The following is a 17259-nucleotide window of genomic DNA, read 5'->3' as shown; positions in this document are numbered from 1 at the left end:
GTGTTCACGCACCAGCCTTGGCGGTGGCCAGGTCCGTGGGGGCCTGGTCAGCGGTGTCGTCGTGGTACTCCAGCTGCGCGCGCTTGTTGGCGATGAGGCCTTCGGGGCGGAAGCGCATCAGGATGATGAGGGCGATGCCGAAGCCGAGGAGCTGGTAGTCCTGGAGGAAGGACAGCTTGGCCGGGATCAGGAAGAGGAGTGCGGCGCCGAGGATGGGGCCGCGGATGGTTCCCATGCCGCCGAGGATGACGGCGGCGAGGAGGAACGCGGAGTTCGGGGGCACGGGGCCGGCGAACTGGTACATCTCGGGGACCACGGTGTGCTGGACGTGGGCCTGCACGGTGCCGGCGAGGCCGGCGAGGGTGGCGCCGAGGGCGAAGGCGATGAGCTTGACGCGGAAGCCGTTGATGCCCATGGCGGTGGCGGCGGTCTCGTCTTCGCGGATGGCGACCCAGGCGCGGCCGATGCGGCTGCTGCCTGCGCGGCTGAAGACGACGACCACGACGACCATCGCGAGCAGCATCAGCATGTAGTAGTTGGCGTAGGCGCCGAGCTGGATGCCGAGGACGGTGTGCGGTTGCCCGAAGTTCCAGCCGAAGATTTCGAGGTCGGGGATGTTGGTGATGCCGTTGGGCCCGTTGGTGATCTTGGGGCCGGAGACGCCGTCGAGGTTGCCCATGGCGATGCGGAAGATTTCTCCGAAGCCGAGGGTGACGATGGCGAGGTAGTCGCCGCGCAGGCGCAGGGTGGGTGCGCCGATGATGACGCCGAAGACGAGTGAGGCGAGGGCGCCGGTGAGGACTGCGGCCCAGAAGGGGAAGTGCACGTGGAAGGCGGAGGATGCGCTTCCGGACACGAGGGCTGCGGTGTAGGCGCCGACGCCGAGGAAGGCGACGTAGCCGAGGTCGAGGAGGCCGGCGAGGCCGACGACGACGTTGAGGCCGAGGGCGACGGTCGCGAAGATCAGGATGTTGACCGCGATCAGCGTGTAGGTGTCGCCGCCCTGCTGGGTGAGGGGGAAGGCGATCGCTGCGACGAAGGCGGCGATGACGGTGATCTGGCGGTTGTTCGCGGTGATGTCGCTCAGGCGCTGGGTGAGGCCGGACTTCATGACCGCGAAGGAGGCGAACGCGACGAGGATCAGGTACGCGGTGAAGAGCTGCGGTTCCTTGTCGTCGGTGCCGATGCCGAAGGTGATCACGTAGAGGCCGACGGCGAAGACGGCGACGATGATCAGGATTTCGGCCCAGGAGGACAGCTTCTTCGCCGGGGCGGCCTTGCGGGCGTCGTCGGGGAGCTTGTACGCGGCGAGGACCGGGACCAGGCTTCCGAGGAGGGCGACGTAGGCGCCGGGTTCGAGGTGGACGAATCCGCCGAGGACCCAGGCGATGGCGACGACCGTGTAGAAGGTGGTCGCGAAGGTGCCGAGGGAGAGGATCCACACGGCCTTGCGCGAGCCGGCGGGGGTGAGCCAGCCGAGGCCCTTGATGCCGAGGGCGGAGAGCGCGTGCAGGGCGGTGAGGACGGCGCCGACCAGGGTGAGGAGCTGGAGCTGGGCGGGGTTGCCGTTGATGGTGAGGTTGCCCGGGAACTCGGTGGTCCAGGTCCAGGCGAGGAAGGCGCTGACGACGGTGAGAAGGCTGCCGCCGATGATCGCGTAGAGCAGTGCGGTGCGGGAGTTGGCACCGGAGGCTTCGACGTCGAGCGGGAGGGTGGCTTCGTTGGTCATGGTTGTCACGCCCTATCCGCGACGCGCTGGCCGAGGAGGCCTTGTGGCCGCACGAGCAGGACGACGATGAGGAGTACGAAGGCCCAGACGTTGGACCAGGCTCCGCCGCCGAGCTGCTGCATGCCCGGGATGTCTTCGATGTAGGCGATGGAGAGGGCCTCGGCGAGGCCGAGGACCACGCCGCCGACCATGGCGCCGTAGATGTTGCCGATGCCGCCGAGGACGGCTGCGGTGAACGCCTTGAGGCCGAGGATGAAGCCCATTTCGAAGTTGATCTGGCCCTTGTCGAGGCCGTAGGCGACGGCGGCGACGGCGGCGAACGCGGCACCGATGGCGAAGGCCATGACGATGATGCGGTCGGTGTTGATGCCCATCAGCTTCGCGGTGTCCGGGTCCTGCGCGGTGGCCTGCATGGCGCGGCCGCTGCGGCTCTTCTGGACGAAGGCGCCGAGGGCGAGCATGCAGAGGGGGGCGAGGATGAGGACGAAGGCGTCGGAACGCTGGATGGAGAGGCTTGAGGTGATCTTGAAGGCTTCGCCGGTGAATTCGGGGAAGCTGACGGCCTTCTTGGCGTCGGGGTAGAAGCCCCAGACGAGCTGCTGAAGGACGATGGAGAGGCCGATCGCGGTGATGAGCGGTGCGAGTCGGGGGGCGCTGCGAAGGGGGCGGTACGCGAAGCGTTCCGCCGCGGTTGCGACGGCTACGGAGGCGATCGCGCCACCGATGATCATGAGCGGTATCGCCACCAGCAGGGAGGTGCCGCTTGGGAGGGCGGCGTAGGTGGTGACGGCGCCGAAGCCGCCGATCATGAAGATCTCGCCGTGGGCGAAGTTGATGAGCTGGACGATGCCGTAGACCATGGTGTACCCGATGGCTATGAGGCCATAGAGGGCACCGAGGGCAAGGCCGTTGGCCAGCTGTTGCGGCAGTTCGTGCACCGCAGGGCCTCCGATGTGCGTGTCGGATATGAGTCCGCGCGAGGGCGCTGTTTGCGCCCTCGCGCGGCGTGGTTCATTTGGGGAGGATCAGGCCGGGGCCTGGGACTTCGGGTGGTGCGGGGTGACTACTGGTTGAAGGTGTCGCTCTTGACGTCGACCCACTTGCCGCCCTCGACCTTGTAGACCGTGAGCTGCTTGTTGGTGGTGTCGCCGTACTCGTCGAAGGCGACCTTGCCGGTCACGCCTTCGAAGGAGACCTTGCTGAGGGCCTCGACGACCTTGGCGCGGGCGTCGGTGGGCAGCTTGCCGCTGTTGGCGGCGACGACGGCCTTGACGGCCTGGATGACGGACCAGCCGGCGTCGTAGGAGTAGCCGCCGTAAGCCGCGTAGGGGTCCTTGTAGCCGGCGGCCTGGTAGTCGGCGATGAAGGTCTTGGCGGTGGGGAGCTTCTCGACCGGGTAGCCGATGGAGGTGGAGAGGTCGCCCTCGTTGGCCTCGCCGGAAGCGGTGATGAAGGCGGGGTCCTGGATGCCGTCGCCGCCCATGAGCGGGATGTTGGCGCCGGTCTTCTTGACCTGGTCGGCGAGGAGGCCGCCCTCGGGGTACTGGCCGCCGAAGTAGACGGAGTCGGCGCCGGAGGACTTGACCTTGTCGGCGGTGGAGGAGAAGTCGGTCTCCTTCACGGTGACGTGGTCGGTGCCGACGACCTCGCCGCCGAGCTTCTTGAACTCGTCGGAGAAGATCGCGGCGAGGCCGGCGCCGTAGGTCTGCTTGTCGTCGACGACGAAGACCTTCTTCTTGCCGGCGTCCTTGAAGAGGTACTGGGCGGCGAACTTGCCCTGGACCACGTCGGTGGCGGCGGTGCGGAAGTAGGTCTTGAAGGGGCGCTTGAACTCGCCCTTGCCCCAGTTGTCGCCCTGGCTGAGCGAGGGGTTGGTGTTGGCGGGGGAGACCTGCGCCAGGTTGGCGGAGCCGAAGACGCCCTGCATGGACTGGGCGACGCCGGAGTTCAGGGGGCCGACGACGCCGATGACGTCCTTGTTGCCGACGAGCTTGGTGGCGTTGGCCTGGCCGGAGGCCGGGACCGCCTGGTCGTCGAGGGCTTCGACCTTGAACTCGATGCCCGGGACCTCGTTGTTCTTGTTGGCCGTCTTGGCCGCGAGGTCGACGGAGTTCTTGATGCCCTGGCCGAGCGCGGAGAGCGAGCCGGTAAGGGGGGCGTCCACGCCGATGACGACGACGGTCTTGGAGCCGTCGGCCTTGTCCCCGCCCTTCGCCTCGTCGCGCGAACCGCAAGCGGTGAGGGTCAGTGCTCCCGTGGTGATCACGGTGGTGAGGACGAGCAGAGAACGGTGTCGCACGATTCTTCCTTTCCCTGGCGCGGCCCCCTCAAATGAGGTGCCGTTGGGTCGCCGGGCCGCACTGGGATGTTCACGGCCGTGCTGGTCGCGCCCTGCGGCGCGGTGACTGGCCGTGACTCTAGGCCGAGGTGGCGAGTGCGGGGAGCAGGGAAAGGAGGATGTGACTGTCTTGTTATGCCGAGGCCAAGAATGTGTGGCGGGAGTACGGACAGATCGGGCGTTTGGCGACTTCGATGATTGTCCGCATCGTGAGAATTCCCCGTTCCTCTAAGGGGCTTGAGGGCCTCATGCTCCTGTCATTGATCAAAACGGGCAGAAGGTCGCTGGCTGTGTCCGAAAGAATCCGGCGGGTTGCATTCCGCCGGGGAAAAAGGGGATTCTGTGGGGCGTCGGCATTACTGAGGGTAATTTTTCCCCTTGATCCACTTCGAGGGGATCGACCTTGGTCCCGGGTTCCGAAGGGCCTGCGACCTGCGGATGGGCCGATCACCGCCGGGTGCCCGGAAGCCGGACAGCGTGCGCGGGATTCCGGTCACCCGTCCGGGCTCGGGGGTCGCCAGTTCTCGGAGCTCCAGGTGGCCCCGTTCTGCTCGGCGCAGCGCTGCGCCACGAACCGGTCGATCAGCTCAAGTGCCTTGTCCAGACCGGCAGTTCGCTCTTCGGTGCGGCCTGCGGCGACCGCCTCCTCGTGGATCGCGTACTGATCGTTGGACAGGCCCTTCTGCTCCCAGTCCAGCCCGGCCCACTTGCTGCCCTTGAGGGTCTCTTTCGCCCAGTAGGACACCAGACTTGTGCAGATCTGTGCGGGCGAGGAAGGGCTGGAAACGGGCGTTGACGGGGTCTGCGGGGCGGGTGGTGCGGATGTGGAGCATCCGGACAGGGCGAGCGCAGTGAAGAGTGCGGTGACGCCGTACCGGGCCGCGATGCGTGGCTGGGTCCCCATGAGGGGACGGTAGGCCGTCACCTTCGGTGACACAACAGTCGTTGCGGCGGCAGTCGCGGACTGGCGGATTCCGGGCGGTTGCGGGGCCGCAGGAGGTGGGCGGGGCGCCCGTACGGGCCGGCCCGTACGCGCCGCAGGCCGTCGCGGGCGGTTCCTGTACCTACCCGGGTGGCGGCTCGTCTACGCCTCACGGGCCGGCCGGGACGGGCCACGGGGTCGGTGCGCATGCGTCGCAGCCCGGTTCCCGCCCCGCCGCAGGGGCCGGTCCGTGCGCGCCGCAGGGTAGGCCCGTACGCGCTCCATGGCCGGCCCGTACGTGCCGCAGGCCCGGATCCGGGCCCTCTGCGGGGCGGGATCCGGGCCTGCGGGCTCGTGGCGGGCGGGTCAGGCCCCGGCGGCGGCGGGGTCCGCGTCGCGCAGCAGGCAGGTCAGCCGGGCGCTGCACACCCGCCGGCCCTCCTCGTCGCTGATCACGATCTCGAAGGTGGTGGTGGAGCGGCCGCGGTGCACGGGGGTGGCGACGCCGGTGACCGTGCCGGAGCGGACGCCCCGGTGGTGGGTGCAGTTCAGGTCCACGCCGACGGCGACCTTGGTGATGCCGCCGTGCATCATCGCTCCGACCGAGCCGAGGGTCTCGGCCAGTACGGCGGAGGCCCCGCCGTGCAGCAGCCCGTACGGCTGGGTGTTGCCCTTGACCGGCATGGTGCCGACGACCCGCTCGGCCGAGGCTTCGAGGATGCGGATGTCCATCCGCTGGCCCAGGTCGCCTGCCGAGAACAGCGCGGGCAGGTCGATGCCCAGGGCCGCGTACTCGTCGAGGACCTCCTGCGGGAACTTCACAGCGTGCTGCTCACCCATGGGCGGGCTCCGTTCGTCAACGATCGTTAACCATCTTGTCCTGGAGTCGTTCTATCAGGCCGGTTCGAAGCGCACGACGACGGACTTGCTCGCGGGGGTATTGCTGGTGTCCGCGGTGGAGTCGAGCGGGACCAGCACGTTCGTCTCGGGGTAGTAGGCGGCCGCGCAGCCCCGGGCGGTCGGGTAGTGCACGACGCGGAAGCCGGGCGCGCGCCGCTCGACGCCGTCCTTCCACTCGCTGACGAGGTCCGTGTACGAGCCGTCCGCGAGCCCGAGCTGCGCGGCGTCCTCGGGGTGGACCATGACGACGCGACGGCCGCCGGTGATCCCGCGGTAGCGGTCGTCGAGGCCGTAGATGGTGGTGTTGTACTGGTCGTGGCTGCGCATGGTCTGCAGCAGCAGCCGGCCCTCGGGGATGGTGGGGTACTCGACGGGCGCGGCGGTGAAGTTGGCCTTGCCGGTCTTGGTGGGGAAGCGGCGTTCGTCGCGGGGGGCGTGCGGGAGGCGGAAGCCCTCGGGGCGGGCGGCGCGGGCGTTGAAGTCCTCGAAGCCGGGGATCACGCGGGCGATCCGGTCGCGGATGGCGGCGTAGTCCTGCTCGAAGTCCTCCCACGGGGTGGCGGAGGCGGCGCCGAGGACGGCGCGGGCCATGCGGGCGACGATCGCGGGCTCGGAGAGCAGGTGCGGGGAGGCGGGGGCGAGGTTGCCGCGGGAGGCGTGGACCATGCCCATGGAGTCCTCGACGGTGACGAACTGCTTGCCGCTCGCCTGTACGTCCTTGTCGGTGCGGCCGAGGGTGGGCAGGATCAGGGCGCGCCGGCCGGTGACCGCGTGGGAGCGGTTGAGCTTGGTGGAGACGTGGACGGTCAGGGAGGCGCGGCGGATCGCGGCCTCGGTGACGTCGGTGTCGGGGGTGGCGCCGACGAAGTTGCCGCCCATCGCGAAGAGGACCTTGGCGTCGCCGTCGCGCAGGGCCTCGATGGAGCGGACCACGTCGTAGCCGTGGCCGCGCGGCGAGGTGATGGCGAATTCCTTGTCGAGGGCGTCGAGGAACGCGGGCGCGGGGCGTTCGAAGATGCCCATGGTGCGGTCGCCCTGGACGTTGGAGTGGCCGCGGACGGGGCAGACGCCGGCGCCGGGGCGGCCGATGTTGCCGCGCAGCAGCAGGAGGTTGACGACCTCGCGGATGGTGGCGACGGAGTGCTTGTGCTGGGTGAGGCCCATGGCCCAGCAGACGATGGTGCGCTCCGAGGCCAAGATCATGGCCAGCGCCTGCTCGATCTCGGGCCGGGTCAGGCCGGTGGCGGTGAGGGTCTCGGCCCAGTCGGCGTTCTCGGCGGCGGCCGCGAGGTCCTCGTAGCCGTGGGTGTGCTCGCGGATGAAGGCGCCGTCGGTGGCGCCCTCCGTCTCTATGACGAGCTTGTTGAGGAGGCGGAAGAGGGCCTGGTCGCCGCCGATGCGGATCTGCAGGAAGAGGTCGGTGAGGGCGGTGCCCTTGAGCATGCCGAAGGGGTTCTGGGGGTTCTTGAACCGTTCCAGGCCGGCCTCGGGCAGCGGGTTCACCGAGATGATCTTTGCGCCGGCGGACTTGGCCTTCTCCAGGGCGGAGAGCATGCGAGGGTGGTTGGTGCCCGGGTTCTGTCCGGCGACGATGATCAGGTCGGCCTGGTGGAGGTCTTCGAGGGAGACGCTGCCCTTGCCGATGCCGATGGTCTCGGTCAGGGCGGATCCCGAGGACTCGTGGCACATGTTGGAGCAGTCGGGCAGGTTGTTGGTGCCGAACTCGCGGGCGAACAGCTGGAAGAGGAACGCGGCCTCGTTGCTGGTGCGGCCCGAGGTGTAGAAGAGGGCCTCGTCGGGGGAGCCGAGGGCGGTCAGTTCCTCGGCGATGATCTCGAAGGCCCGCTCCCAGGAGACGGCCTCGTACCGGTCGGCGCTCTCCGGCAGGTACATCGGCTCGGTGATGCGGCCCTGCTGGCCCAGCCAGTAGCCGGAGCGCCCGGCGAGGTCGGCCAGGGAGTGCTCCGCGAAGAAGTCCGGGGTGACCCGGCGCAGCGTGGCCTCTTCGGCGACGGCCTTGGCACCGTTCTCGCAGAACTCGGCGGTGTGCCGCTCGTCACCCTCGGGCCAGGCGCAGCCCGGGCAGTCGAAGCCGTTCTTCTGGTTGACCTTGAGCAGGGTGCGCGCGGTACGGGCGACGCCCATCTGCTGCTGGGCTATGCGCAGGGTGTGCCCGATCGCGGGCAGGCCGGCGGCGGCGTGCTGGGGGGGCGCGACCTGCGGCGCGTCCTGTGCGGGATCACCTGCGGGCGGCTTGGTGGCCATGTCGCTCCCCTTTGAGCAGTCGAGCATCGCAGCGCGGCGGCTGCGCGTATCCGGGTAGGCGTCCGATCCTGTCATGCCTCCTGGACATCACCGACGCCGGAATTGTCACTGGGGCCGCCTAGGATCGGGTGCGTGGCAGAGAACGCATCGAAGAAGACCGACCAGACGACCGCAGCGGACCGCCCCCGCCTGATGCTCATGGACGGGCACTCCCTGGCGTACCGGGCGTTCTTCGCGCTGCCCGCGGAGAACTTCACGACCGCGACCGGCCAGCCGACGAACGCCATCTACGGCTTCGCGTCGATGCTGGCGAACACGCTGCGCGACGAGGCGCCCACGCACTTCGCGGTGGCGTTCGACGTCTCGCGCAAGACGTGGCGTTCGACGGAGTTCCCCGAGTACAAGGCGAACCGGTCCAAGACCCCGGACGAGTTCAAGGGGCAGGTCGAGCTGATCGGTGAGCTCCTCGACGCGATGAGCGTGCCGCGGTTCGCGGTCGACGGCTTCGAGGCCGACGACGTGATCGCCACGCTGGCGACGCAGGCGGAGGCGCTCGGCTTCGAGGTGCTGATCGTCACCGGTGACCGGGACTCCTTCCAGCTGGTGTCCGAGCACACCACCGTGCTGTACCCGACGAAGGGCGTCTCCGAGCTGACCCGGTTCACTCCGGAGAAGGTGGAGGAGAAGTACGGGCTGACCCCGCAGCAGTACCCGGACTTCGCGGCGCTGCGCGGCGATCCGTCCGACAACCTGCCGGGCATCCCCGGTGTCGGTGAGAAGACCGCCGCGAAGTGGATCACCCAGTTCGGGTCGTTCGCGCAACTCGTGGAGCGCGCCGAGGAGGTCAAGGGCAAGGCCGGGCAGAACTTCCGGGACCACTTGGAGGCCGTGAAGCTCAACCGGGTCCTGACCGAGATGGTCAAGGACGTGGAGCTGCCCAAGACGCCGGCCGACCTGGCCCGCGCCCCGTACGACCGCTCCGCGGTGACCGGCGTGCTGGACGTGCTGGAGATCCGCAACGCCTCGCTGCGCGAGCGGCTGCTGGCGGTGGACCCGGGCGCGGCCGAGGAGGAGGCTCCGGCTCCGGCCGCGGGGGTGGAGCTCGACGCGAGCGTGCTGGGTGCGGGCGAGCTGGCGCCGTGGCTGGCGAGCCATGCGGGCGGGCCGCTCGGCGTCTCCACCGTGGACAGCTGGGCGCTGGGCCAGGGCAATGTCGCCGAGATCGCGCTGGCCGCGGCCGGTGGCGCCGCCGCCTGGTTCGAGCCGTCCGCGCTGGACGAGGCCGATGAGCGGGCGTTCGCGGCGTGGGCCGCCGATGCGGCGAAGCCGAAGGTGGTGCACAACGCCAAGGGCCTGATGCGCGTCTTCCCCGAGCACGGTTGGACCCTGGCCGGCGTCACCATGGACACCGCGCTGGCCGCGTACCTGGTCAAGCCGGGCCGCCGCTCCTTCGCGTTGGACGTGCTGTCCAACGAGTACCTGCACCGCGAGCTGCAGCCCGCAGCCGCCGACGGCCAGCTGGCGTTCGGCGCGGATGAGACCGCCGAGGCGGAGGCCCTGATGGCGCAGGCCCGCGCCGTCCTCGACCTCGGCGACGCGTTCACGGGCAAGCTCGCCGAGGTCGGCGCCGCCGAGCTGCTCCATGACATGGAGCTGCCCACCTCGCAGCTGCTGGCCCGGATGGAGCGGGCCGGCATCGCCGCCGACCGCGATCACCTGGAGGCCATGGAGCAGCAGTTCGCCGGAGCCGTGCAGCAGGCGGTGAAGGAGGCGCACGCGGCGGTCGGGCACGAGTTCAACCTCGGCTCGCCCAAGCAGCTCCAGGAGGTCTTCTTCGGCGAGCTGGACCTGCCGAAGACGAAGAAGACGAAGACCGGCTACACCACGGACGCGGACGCGCTGGCCTGGCTGGCCACGCAGACCGACCACGAACTGCCGGTGATCATGCTGCGGCACCGGGAACAGGCCAAGCTGCGCGTCACCGTCGAGGGCCTCGTCAAGACGATCGCCGCCGACGGCCGGGTGCACACCAGCTTCAGCCAGACCGTCGCCGCGACCGGACGGCTGTCCTCCACCGACCCGAACCTGCAGAACGTGCCGGTGCGCACCGACGAGGGCCGCGCCATCCGCCGGGGTTTCGTCGTCGGCGAGGGCTTCGAATCCCTCATGACCGCCGACTACAGCCAGATCGAGCTGCGCGTCATGGCGCACCTGTCCGAGGACGAGGGCCTGATCGAGGCCTTCCTGTCCGGGGAGGACCTGCACACCACCGTCGCCTCCCAGGTGTTCGGCGTGGAGCGCTCCGCGGTCGACGCGGAGATGCGGCGCAAGATCAAGGCGATGTCGTACGGGCTCGCGTACGGGCTGTCCGCGTTCGGTCTCTCGCAGCAGCTGAACATCGAGCCCGCCGAGGCGCGGGGCTTGATGGACACCTTCTTCGAGCGGTTCGGCGGGGTCCGGGACTACCTGGGTCGCGTCGTCGACGAGGCCCGGGCCACCGGCTACACGGCGACGGTCTTCGGGCGTCGCCGGTACCTGCCCGACCTCAACAGCGACAACCGGATGCGCCGCGAGGCGGCCGAGCGGATGGCGCTGAACGCCCCGATCCAGGGCACCGCCGCCGACATCGTCAAGGTCGCCATGCTGCGCGTGGACGAGGCGATCGGCGCGGCCGGCCTGAAGTCACGGATGCTGCTCCAGGTCCACGACGAAATCGTGCTGGAGATCGCCCCGGGCGAGCGGAAGCAGGTCGAGGAGCTGGTGCGCCGCGAGATGGGCGCCGCCGTCGAGCTCCGCGCGCCGCTGGACGTGTCGGTGGGTGTGGGCGCCGACTGGGAGTCCGCCGCGCACTGATGCCGTGGCCGGAGCCGGGCCGGCTCCGTGACGCCCGTCCCCGCTACCCGGCGGGGGCGGGCGTCCGCGTGTGCGCGTCGGCCGGCTCGGATTCGAACTGCGGCTGCGGCCCCGGCTGCGGGCGGCCGGGGCCGCGGTGGCGCAGCCGGACCAGCGCCGCGAACAGCAGCAGCCCCACGGCGAGGCCGCCGCCGGCGCCGAAGCAGACGGTCGGGACGATGTCGAGCGGGCTCTTGATCCGGTCGTAGAAGGTGAAGAAGCGGATGACCCGCAGCGTCACCCCGGCCGCGACGCATGCCGCGATCAGGGCGTACGAGGTGGCCAGCGCGGCCCCGCCGAGGACCGGGACGGACGCGGGTGCGGGCCGGTCCGGCAGCCGGCGTACGGCCGTCACCGTGAACCAGAGCAGGGCGACGGCGGCGAGCGCCGAGGTCCCGTACTGGAGGAACGTGTACAGGGGGTACCCGAAGGCGAGCGGCTCACCGAGCCGGGGCAGCAGGTTCGTCCCCCACCGGTCCAGGTGCGTGAAGCTGTCCCACACCACGTGGGTCAGGGAGCCGGCGACCGCCGACAGGTAGAACCACAGCGCCAGCCGCACCGGCCGGCGACCGCCCCGCCACGGCTCGCCCCGCAGCAGCGTGTGGATCCGGCCTTGCCGGACCCGCGGCAGGAGCGCCACCAGCGGCTCGCGCAGCAGCACCCAGAACGCGGCGAGTGCGGCCGTCAGCACCGCGTCCGCGGTGAACACACCGGGCAGCGAGTGGGTGAACCCGCCGTACTGCATGACGCCCCCGACGACCGCGTCCGCGAAGTAGAACGTGTCCGGCGCGAACGAGCCCAGGACGAGGGCCGAAGCGACCAGCGGTCCACGGGCGCGCCCCGCCCGCCGGACGGCCGGCAGCACGGCCGCCGCATGGCTGAGGGTGAACGGCATTGCATCTCTTCCTTACTTCGGGCCAATGCGCCCCGAACGGGTCGGGACAGTATGTGTGACCTGCGCGGAACGTGGGGGAGTCGTGAAATCCGGGCAGCGATCGGTGCACTGTGAAGGGACCTGACGTATGGTCACGCCGACGTCGAGGGGGAGGGGGCCCGACTCATGTCGGTTCGGAAGACGACGCGGTTGACGCAATGGTTCACGGCCGGGTTCGGACGCGGGCTGCGCAGGGGCGGAGCCGCCGCCGTGACCTGTGCGGCCGTGGTCGCCGCGGTGACGGGTTCCCAAGCCCCGCCCGGGGAGCGGACGGCCGCGGCCGGCGAGATCGGCGCGCACGGCGCACGGACGTCGCAGCCGGCCGGATCCGGCGGGGATTCCGCCTACTTCACGGAATTCCCGCCCCCGGCCGGCTCCGAACCCCCGGCGGTGGCGCTCCCGCAGGACACCCCGGCCGCACCGGGCGGGCCGGGCGTCGACGCCGCGGTGCACGACGAACCCGTGGCCATGGGCGGCGGGGAGGGTGCGCAGGGCATACCGGCGACCGTCCTGGCGGCGTACCGGATGGCGGAGCAGCAGGTGGGGCGGACCGACCCCGGATGCGGACTGCGCTGGCAACTCCTCGCGGCGATCGGCAAGGTCGAGTCCGGGCAGGCGGGCGGCGGGCGCGTGGACGCCGCCGGCACCACGCTGCGGCCGATCCTGGGCCCGGTGCTCGACGGGAACGGCTTCGCGAACGTCCGCGACACGGACGGCGGGCAGTACGACGGGGACGCCACCCACGACCGGGCGGTCGGGCCCATGCAGTTCATCCCGTCCACGTGGGCGACTTGGGGCCAGGACGCGGACGGGGACGGCCGGCGCAACCCGAACAACGTGTACGACGCGGCCCTCGCGGCCGGCCGCTACCTGTGCGCGGGGACCCGGGACCTGCGGCTGGCCGCGGATCTGGACCGTGCGGTGCTCTCGTACAACCAGTCCGCGGAGTACCTCCGGACGGTGAAGTCCTGGTTCACGTACTACCTGAAGGGCGCGCACGAGATCCCGAACGCCACCGGCACCCCGACCCCGGACCCGAAGCCGAGCCCGACGCAGACTCCCACCCCGAGCCCGAGCCCGAGCCCGACCCCGACGCCGACCCCGACGCCCACTCCGACGCCCACGCCGAGCCCGACCCCGACCCCGACGCCGAGCCCGACCCCCAGCCCGATTCCGACGCCGACTCCCACCCCGAGCCCGACGCCGACGTCGACGCCCAAGCCGACCCCGAGCCCGACGTCGACGCCCAAGCCGACCGCGACCCCGACCCCGACCGCGACTCCTACGCCGAAGCCGAGCCCGACGGCGAGCGCCAGCTCCACCGCGTCCCCGAAGCCGAGCCCGAGCCCGTCCCTCCGCACCCCTTAGGAGGGCGTGGCGGTCCGGCGGTGCCGGTCCAACGGTTCTCATCTCGGCTCCGCGTTGCTACGGTGCCTCCGCCCTGACACCCCATCAGATTCCGGAGGCCCGGCATGCGCGCACTCGTCGCCGCCGCCATCGGGCTGGTTGCCGCGCTGGCCCTCGTGTTCGCCATCACGGCGTTCGGGGTGCCCGAAGGCAAGACCTCGCCCAAGCCGCTGCTCACCACCGCGCCCGCCGCGCCCGGAAAGTAGAGGAGGCCCGGCCGTGCGACGCAGAGCGAGCCTCCTCCTGCTGGCCCTGGCGGTGTTCTGCGCAGCCCTCGCACCGCTGCTGCGCTGGTACGCGTACCCCCGGCTCGCCAAGATCCCGCCGAACCAGTACCAGGAGATGGTCCTGGAGGCGAAGGACGCGACCCTCCTCGACTACACCGCCGGCATGCAGCCGAAGAAGGTCGACAAGGTCACCATCGTCCAGACGCTGAAGGGCAACGTCGAGGCGTCGAAGGAGATCGAGGCGAGCGCCGGCAAGGACGTCGTCGTCTGGGACACCCTCTCGTACATCATGGGCCCGGACGGGAAGATGGTCTCCCAGATCCCCGAGCGCTACATCTTCGACGCCCACACCCAGGATCCGGTGCACGCCACCGGCGAGATGGTCGACGGGGACCCGGTCAAGCGCGAGGGCATCGAGTTCAAGTGGCCCTTCTTCACGGAGCCGCGCGACTACCTCTACTTCGACGCCCAGACCCGCACCTCTTCGCCGATCCACTACGTCGGCACGCGCACCTACCGGGGGATGGACGTCTACTACTACGAGCAGACCGTGCCGTGGACGAAGGTCTCCCTGCCGAAGAAGATGCCGATCGAGGGCATCGACCCCGCGACGTTCGAACAGAGCACCGGCACCAGCCTCTGGTACCAGGTCAAGGCGATGTTCTGGGTCGACCCGGTCACCGGGGCGCCCGTCAACGCCGAGCAGGTCATCGAGCAGGAGATGCGCGGCGGCATCGCTGCCGGTGCGCCCGACGGCAGGCTCACCGTCTTCGCGGGGCACGTGAAGATGCGCCAGGACTACGCCGATCACACCGTCGACCTGGTCAAGTCGAACCGTACGAAGGTCCTCGCGCTGCACACGTACGCCCCGTTCGGCCTGGCGGCCGGCGGGCTCGTGCTGCTCGGGCTGGCACTGTGGCTGGAGGCCCGCGGCCGCCGCGACGGCGGCCGCGGGGGAGGGGCTCAGCGCCTGAGGCGGGCGTTGGTGTGCCGGGTGGGTTCGGCGGTCGCCGGATCCTCCGGCCAGGGGTGCTTGGGGTAGCGGCCGCGGAGCTCGGCGCGCACGGCGCGGTAGCCGCCCCGCCAGAAGGAGGCCAGGTCGGCGGTCACGGCTGCGGGCCGCCCCGCCGGCGACAGCAGGTGGACGAGGACGGGCACCCCGGCCACCCGCGGGGTCTCCGCCAGCCCGAACAGCTCCTGGAGCTTCACGGCGAGGACCGGCTGCCCGTGCTCGGCGCCGTAGTCCACCCGGATCCGGGAGCCGCTGGGCACCTCGATCCGCTCCGGGGCCAGCTCGTCGAGGCGGGCGGCCTCGCCGGTGGCCCAGGGCAGCAGCCGGTTCAGCGCCTGCCCGGCATCGATCCGCCCCAGGTCGGCGCGGCGCCGGGCCCGCGACAGCTCGGGCTCCAACCAGTCGTCGGCGCGGTCCAGCAGGGCGTCGTCGTCCGCGACGTCCGGCCAGGCGCCGCCGAGGGTGCGGTGCAGGAAGCCGAGGCGGGCCCGCAGCGCCTGCGCGTCCACGGACCAGCGCAGCAGCCCGAGGCCCTCGCTGCGCAGCCCGTCGCGGAGGGCGGCCCGCACCAGCGCGGGGTCGGGGTCGCGCAGGGGCCGGGCGACCAGCTCGATCACCCCGAGCCGCTCCACCGCCCGGGCGACGACGTCGCCTTCCTCCCAGTGCACCTCCACTCCCGCGACGAGGAGGTGCTCGGCGGCGCCGCGGGCGGTGTCCTCGTCGATGACGGCGGCGAGCCGGACCCGGGCGGACGCGGAATGCGGGCCCCGGTCGGCAACGGCGACGGCCAGCCAGGGCGCGCTGCGCAGCCGCGAGCCGTCGCCGAGCTCGGCCGCGGTTCCGCCGGCCATGAGGAACGCCCCCTCGCCCCTGGCCTTCGCCACCCGCTCGGGGAACGCGAGCGCGGCGACGAGCCCGGCGGCGCGGTCGTCGGACGGTACGGCGCCGGCCGGGAAGTCCCCCACCCACCCTTCGCCCCTTCTCCGGGGCTCCGCCCCGGAGCCCCGAAGGGCCGGGCGCTCGGCGCCCGACGGGAGGCTGCCGGGGGCGCGAGCCCCGGTCTCGGGCAGGGGTGGGGCAGAGGAAGGGCTCCGCACGGCGGAGGCCTCGGCGGCGGCCCGCGCAGTCGCGTCGCCGGACAGCGCGCGCTCCAGACGGCGGGCTTCCGCGCGCCAGCGGGCGGTGTACGCGTCACCGCCCGCGCGGGCCCGGCGCCAGGCTCCGGCCAGGTCGTCCCCGTACTCGCGCGGCGGCTCCTCGCTCAGCAGGGCCACCAGCTCCGCCGCCCGGCGGGCCCCCAGGACGGCGGAGCCGTCCAGCAGGGCCCGGGCCAGGCGCGGGTGCAGACCCAGCCGGGCCATGCGCAGCCCGCGCGGCGTCGGCCGGCCGACGCCGTCCACCGCGCCGACCGCGACCAGGACCTCCCGCGCCGCGGCCATCGCCCCGGCCGGCGGCGCATCCAGCAGCGCCAGGCCCGAAGCGTCCGGGTCGCCCCAGCAGGCCGCCTGCAGTGCGAACTGCGCCAGGTCGGCGATCCGGATCTCGGGGGAGGGGAACGCGGGCAGGCGGCCGTCCTCGGCCTCCGGCCAGCACCGGTACACCGCCCCCGGCGCCTCGCGCCCTGCCCGGCCCGCCCGCTGGCGCCCGGCCGCGCGGGACGCCCGTACGGTCGCCAGCGCACCCAGCCCCCGGGCGTGGTCCACCCGGGGCTCGCGCGCCAGTCCCGAGTCCACGACCACCCGTACCCCCGGCACGGTCAGGCTCGACTCCGCCACCGCCGTGGAGAGGATCACCCTGCGGTGCCGGGCAGCGGACAGCGCCGCGTCCTGGACCGCCGCCGGGGCCCGCCCGTGCACCTGGAGGACCTCCGCCTCCACCCCGGCCAGCTGTCCCGCGACCCGGGCGATCTCGCCGACTCCGGGCAGGAAGCACAAGACGTCGCCGCCGCGTTCCGCCAGCGCCCGCCGCACCACCGAAGCCACGTGCGTCAGCTGCGCCGGGTCCACGCGCATCCCGTGCGGCGGCCGCACCGGACGGGCCGGAGGCGCCCACACCACTTCCACCGGGTACGAGACGCCCTCGGCCTCCACCACCGGTGCGTGCCCCAGCAGCCGGGCCCAGCCGGCCGCGTCGGTCGTCGCGGAGGCCGCGACCAGGCGCAGCTCCGGCCGCAGGGTCTCCCGCACGTCCAGCAGGAACGCGGCGGCCGCGTCCGCGTCGAGGTGCCGCTCGTGGCACTCGTCCAGGACCACGACGTCCACCCCGGCGAGCTCCTGGTCCCGCTGGAGCCGCTGGAGCAGGACCCCGGTGGTGACGACCTCCACCACCGTGTCCGGCCCGGCCACCCGCTCGCCGCGCACCGTGAAGCCGACGGACTCGCCGACGGCCTCGCCCAGCAGCCAGGCCATCCGCCGTGCGGCCGCGCGGGCGGCGATCCGCCGCGGTTCGGCCACCAGGACGCGGCGGCGGGCGCCGGACCCCACGAGCCCCGCCAGGATCAGCGGCACCAGCGTGGTCTTGCCGGTGCCGGGCGGGGCGCAGAGCACCGCCGTGCCGTGGGCGTCCAGCGCGCAGACCAGTGCGGGCAGGGCCTCCCGTACGGGTAGGGCGTCGAGGTCGGCCTGGCGGATCAA

General features: G+C 71.7%; 12 protein-coding genes. 4 read left to right on the top strand and 8 right to left on the bottom strand.

What is annotated here, in order from left to right:
* Positions 1 to 4 precede the first annotated feature (4 nt).
* The 6 genes from OG974_RS13325 to OG974_RS13300 form a co-directional block, all read right to left on the bottom strand.
* Positions 5 to 1729, bottom strand: a complete 1725-nt coding sequence (locus tag OG974_RS13325) for a branched-chain amino acid ABC transporter permease (protein ID WP_327282906.1) — start codon at positions 1727 to 1729, stop codon at positions 5 to 7.
* Between the two features lie 5 nt (positions 1730 to 1734).
* On the bottom strand, positions 1735 to 2667 hold the full coding sequence (locus OG974_RS13320; RefSeq protein WP_327282905.1) for a branched-chain amino acid ABC transporter permease: 933 nt from the start codon (positions 2665 to 2667) through the stop codon (positions 1735 to 1737).
* A 125-nt stretch (positions 2668 to 2792) separates the two neighbouring features.
* Positions 2793 to 4028, bottom strand: a complete 1236-nt coding sequence (locus tag OG974_RS13315; protein ID WP_327282904.1) for a branched-chain amino acid ABC transporter substrate-binding protein — start codon at positions 4026 to 4028, stop codon at positions 2793 to 2795.
* Between the two features lie 532 nt (positions 4029 to 4560).
* Positions 4561 to 4971 (bottom strand): hypothetical protein, encoded by a 411-nt coding sequence (locus OG974_RS13310; protein WP_327282903.1) that lies wholly within the window; start codon positions 4969 to 4971, stop codon positions 4561 to 4563.
* Positions 4972 to 5355: 384 nt separating this feature from the next.
* Positions 5356 to 5829 (bottom strand): hotdog fold thioesterase, encoded by a 474-nt coding sequence (locus OG974_RS13305; protein WP_327282902.1) that lies wholly within the window; start codon positions 5827 to 5829, stop codon positions 5356 to 5358.
* A gap of 54 nt (positions 5830 to 5883) precedes the next feature.
* Positions 5884 to 8154, bottom strand: coding sequence for an FdhF/YdeP family oxidoreductase (locus OG974_RS13300; protein ID WP_371646562.1), 2271 nt, complete (start codon positions 8152 to 8154; stop codon positions 5884 to 5886).
* 132 nt (positions 8155 to 8286) lie between these two features.
* On the opposite strand from OG974_RS13300, the gene polA reads away from it, so the two are divergent.
* Positions 8287 to 11007, top strand: coding sequence for a DNA polymerase I (gene polA / locus OG974_RS13295; RefSeq protein WP_327282900.1), 2721 nt, complete (start codon positions 8287 to 8289; stop codon positions 11005 to 11007).
* Positions 11008 to 11050: 43 nt separating this feature from the next.
* Here the strand turns inward: polA and OG974_RS13290 are convergent, their stop codons facing one another.
* Positions 11051 to 11941 (bottom strand): DUF4184 family protein, encoded by an 891-nt coding sequence (locus tag OG974_RS13290; RefSeq protein ID WP_328762401.1) that lies wholly within the window; start codon positions 11939 to 11941, stop codon positions 11051 to 11053.
* A 165-nt stretch (positions 11942 to 12106) separates the two neighbouring features.
* Between OG974_RS13290 and OG974_RS13285 the strand changes: the two genes are divergently transcribed.
* From OG974_RS13285 to OG974_RS13275, 3 genes are all read left to right on the top strand, one after another.
* A complete protein-coding gene (locus OG974_RS13285; protein ID WP_371646560.1) occupies positions 12107 to 13348 on the top strand; it encodes a lytic transglycosylase domain-containing protein in 1242 nt (413 codons plus the stop codon).
* Between the two features lie 104 nt (positions 13349 to 13452).
* The gene (locus tag OG974_RS13280; RefSeq protein WP_327282897.1) at positions 13453 to 13593 is read left to right on the top strand and encodes an SPW_0924 family protein; all 141 of its coding nucleotides are present in this window, start codon (positions 13453 to 13455) and stop codon (positions 13591 to 13593) included.
* 13 nt (positions 13594 to 13606) lie between these two features.
* The gene (locus OG974_RS13275; RefSeq protein ID WP_371646558.1) at positions 13607 to 14656 is read left to right on the top strand and encodes a DUF3068 domain-containing protein; all 1050 of its coding nucleotides are present in this window, start codon (positions 13607 to 13609) and stop codon (positions 14654 to 14656) included.
* On the opposite strand, the gene OG974_RS13270 is transcribed toward OG974_RS13275, so the two are convergent.
* Complete coding sequence (locus OG974_RS13270) at positions 14578 to 17259, bottom strand: ATP-dependent helicase C-terminal domain-containing protein (RefSeq protein WP_329313200.1); 2682 nt, start codon at positions 17257 to 17259, stop codon at positions 14578 to 14580. The two genes, OG974_RS13275 and OG974_RS13270, sit on opposite strands and share 79 nt — an antisense overlap.

The sequence above is a fragment of the Streptomyces sp. NBC_00597 genome (genome assembly GCF_041431095.1).
Classification (GTDB): domain Bacteria; phylum Actinomycetota; class Actinomycetes; order Streptomycetales; family Streptomycetaceae; genus Streptomyces.
The sequence above is the reverse complement of the archived record's forward strand: the minus strand, read 5'-3'. Positions and strand labels throughout refer to the sequence as shown.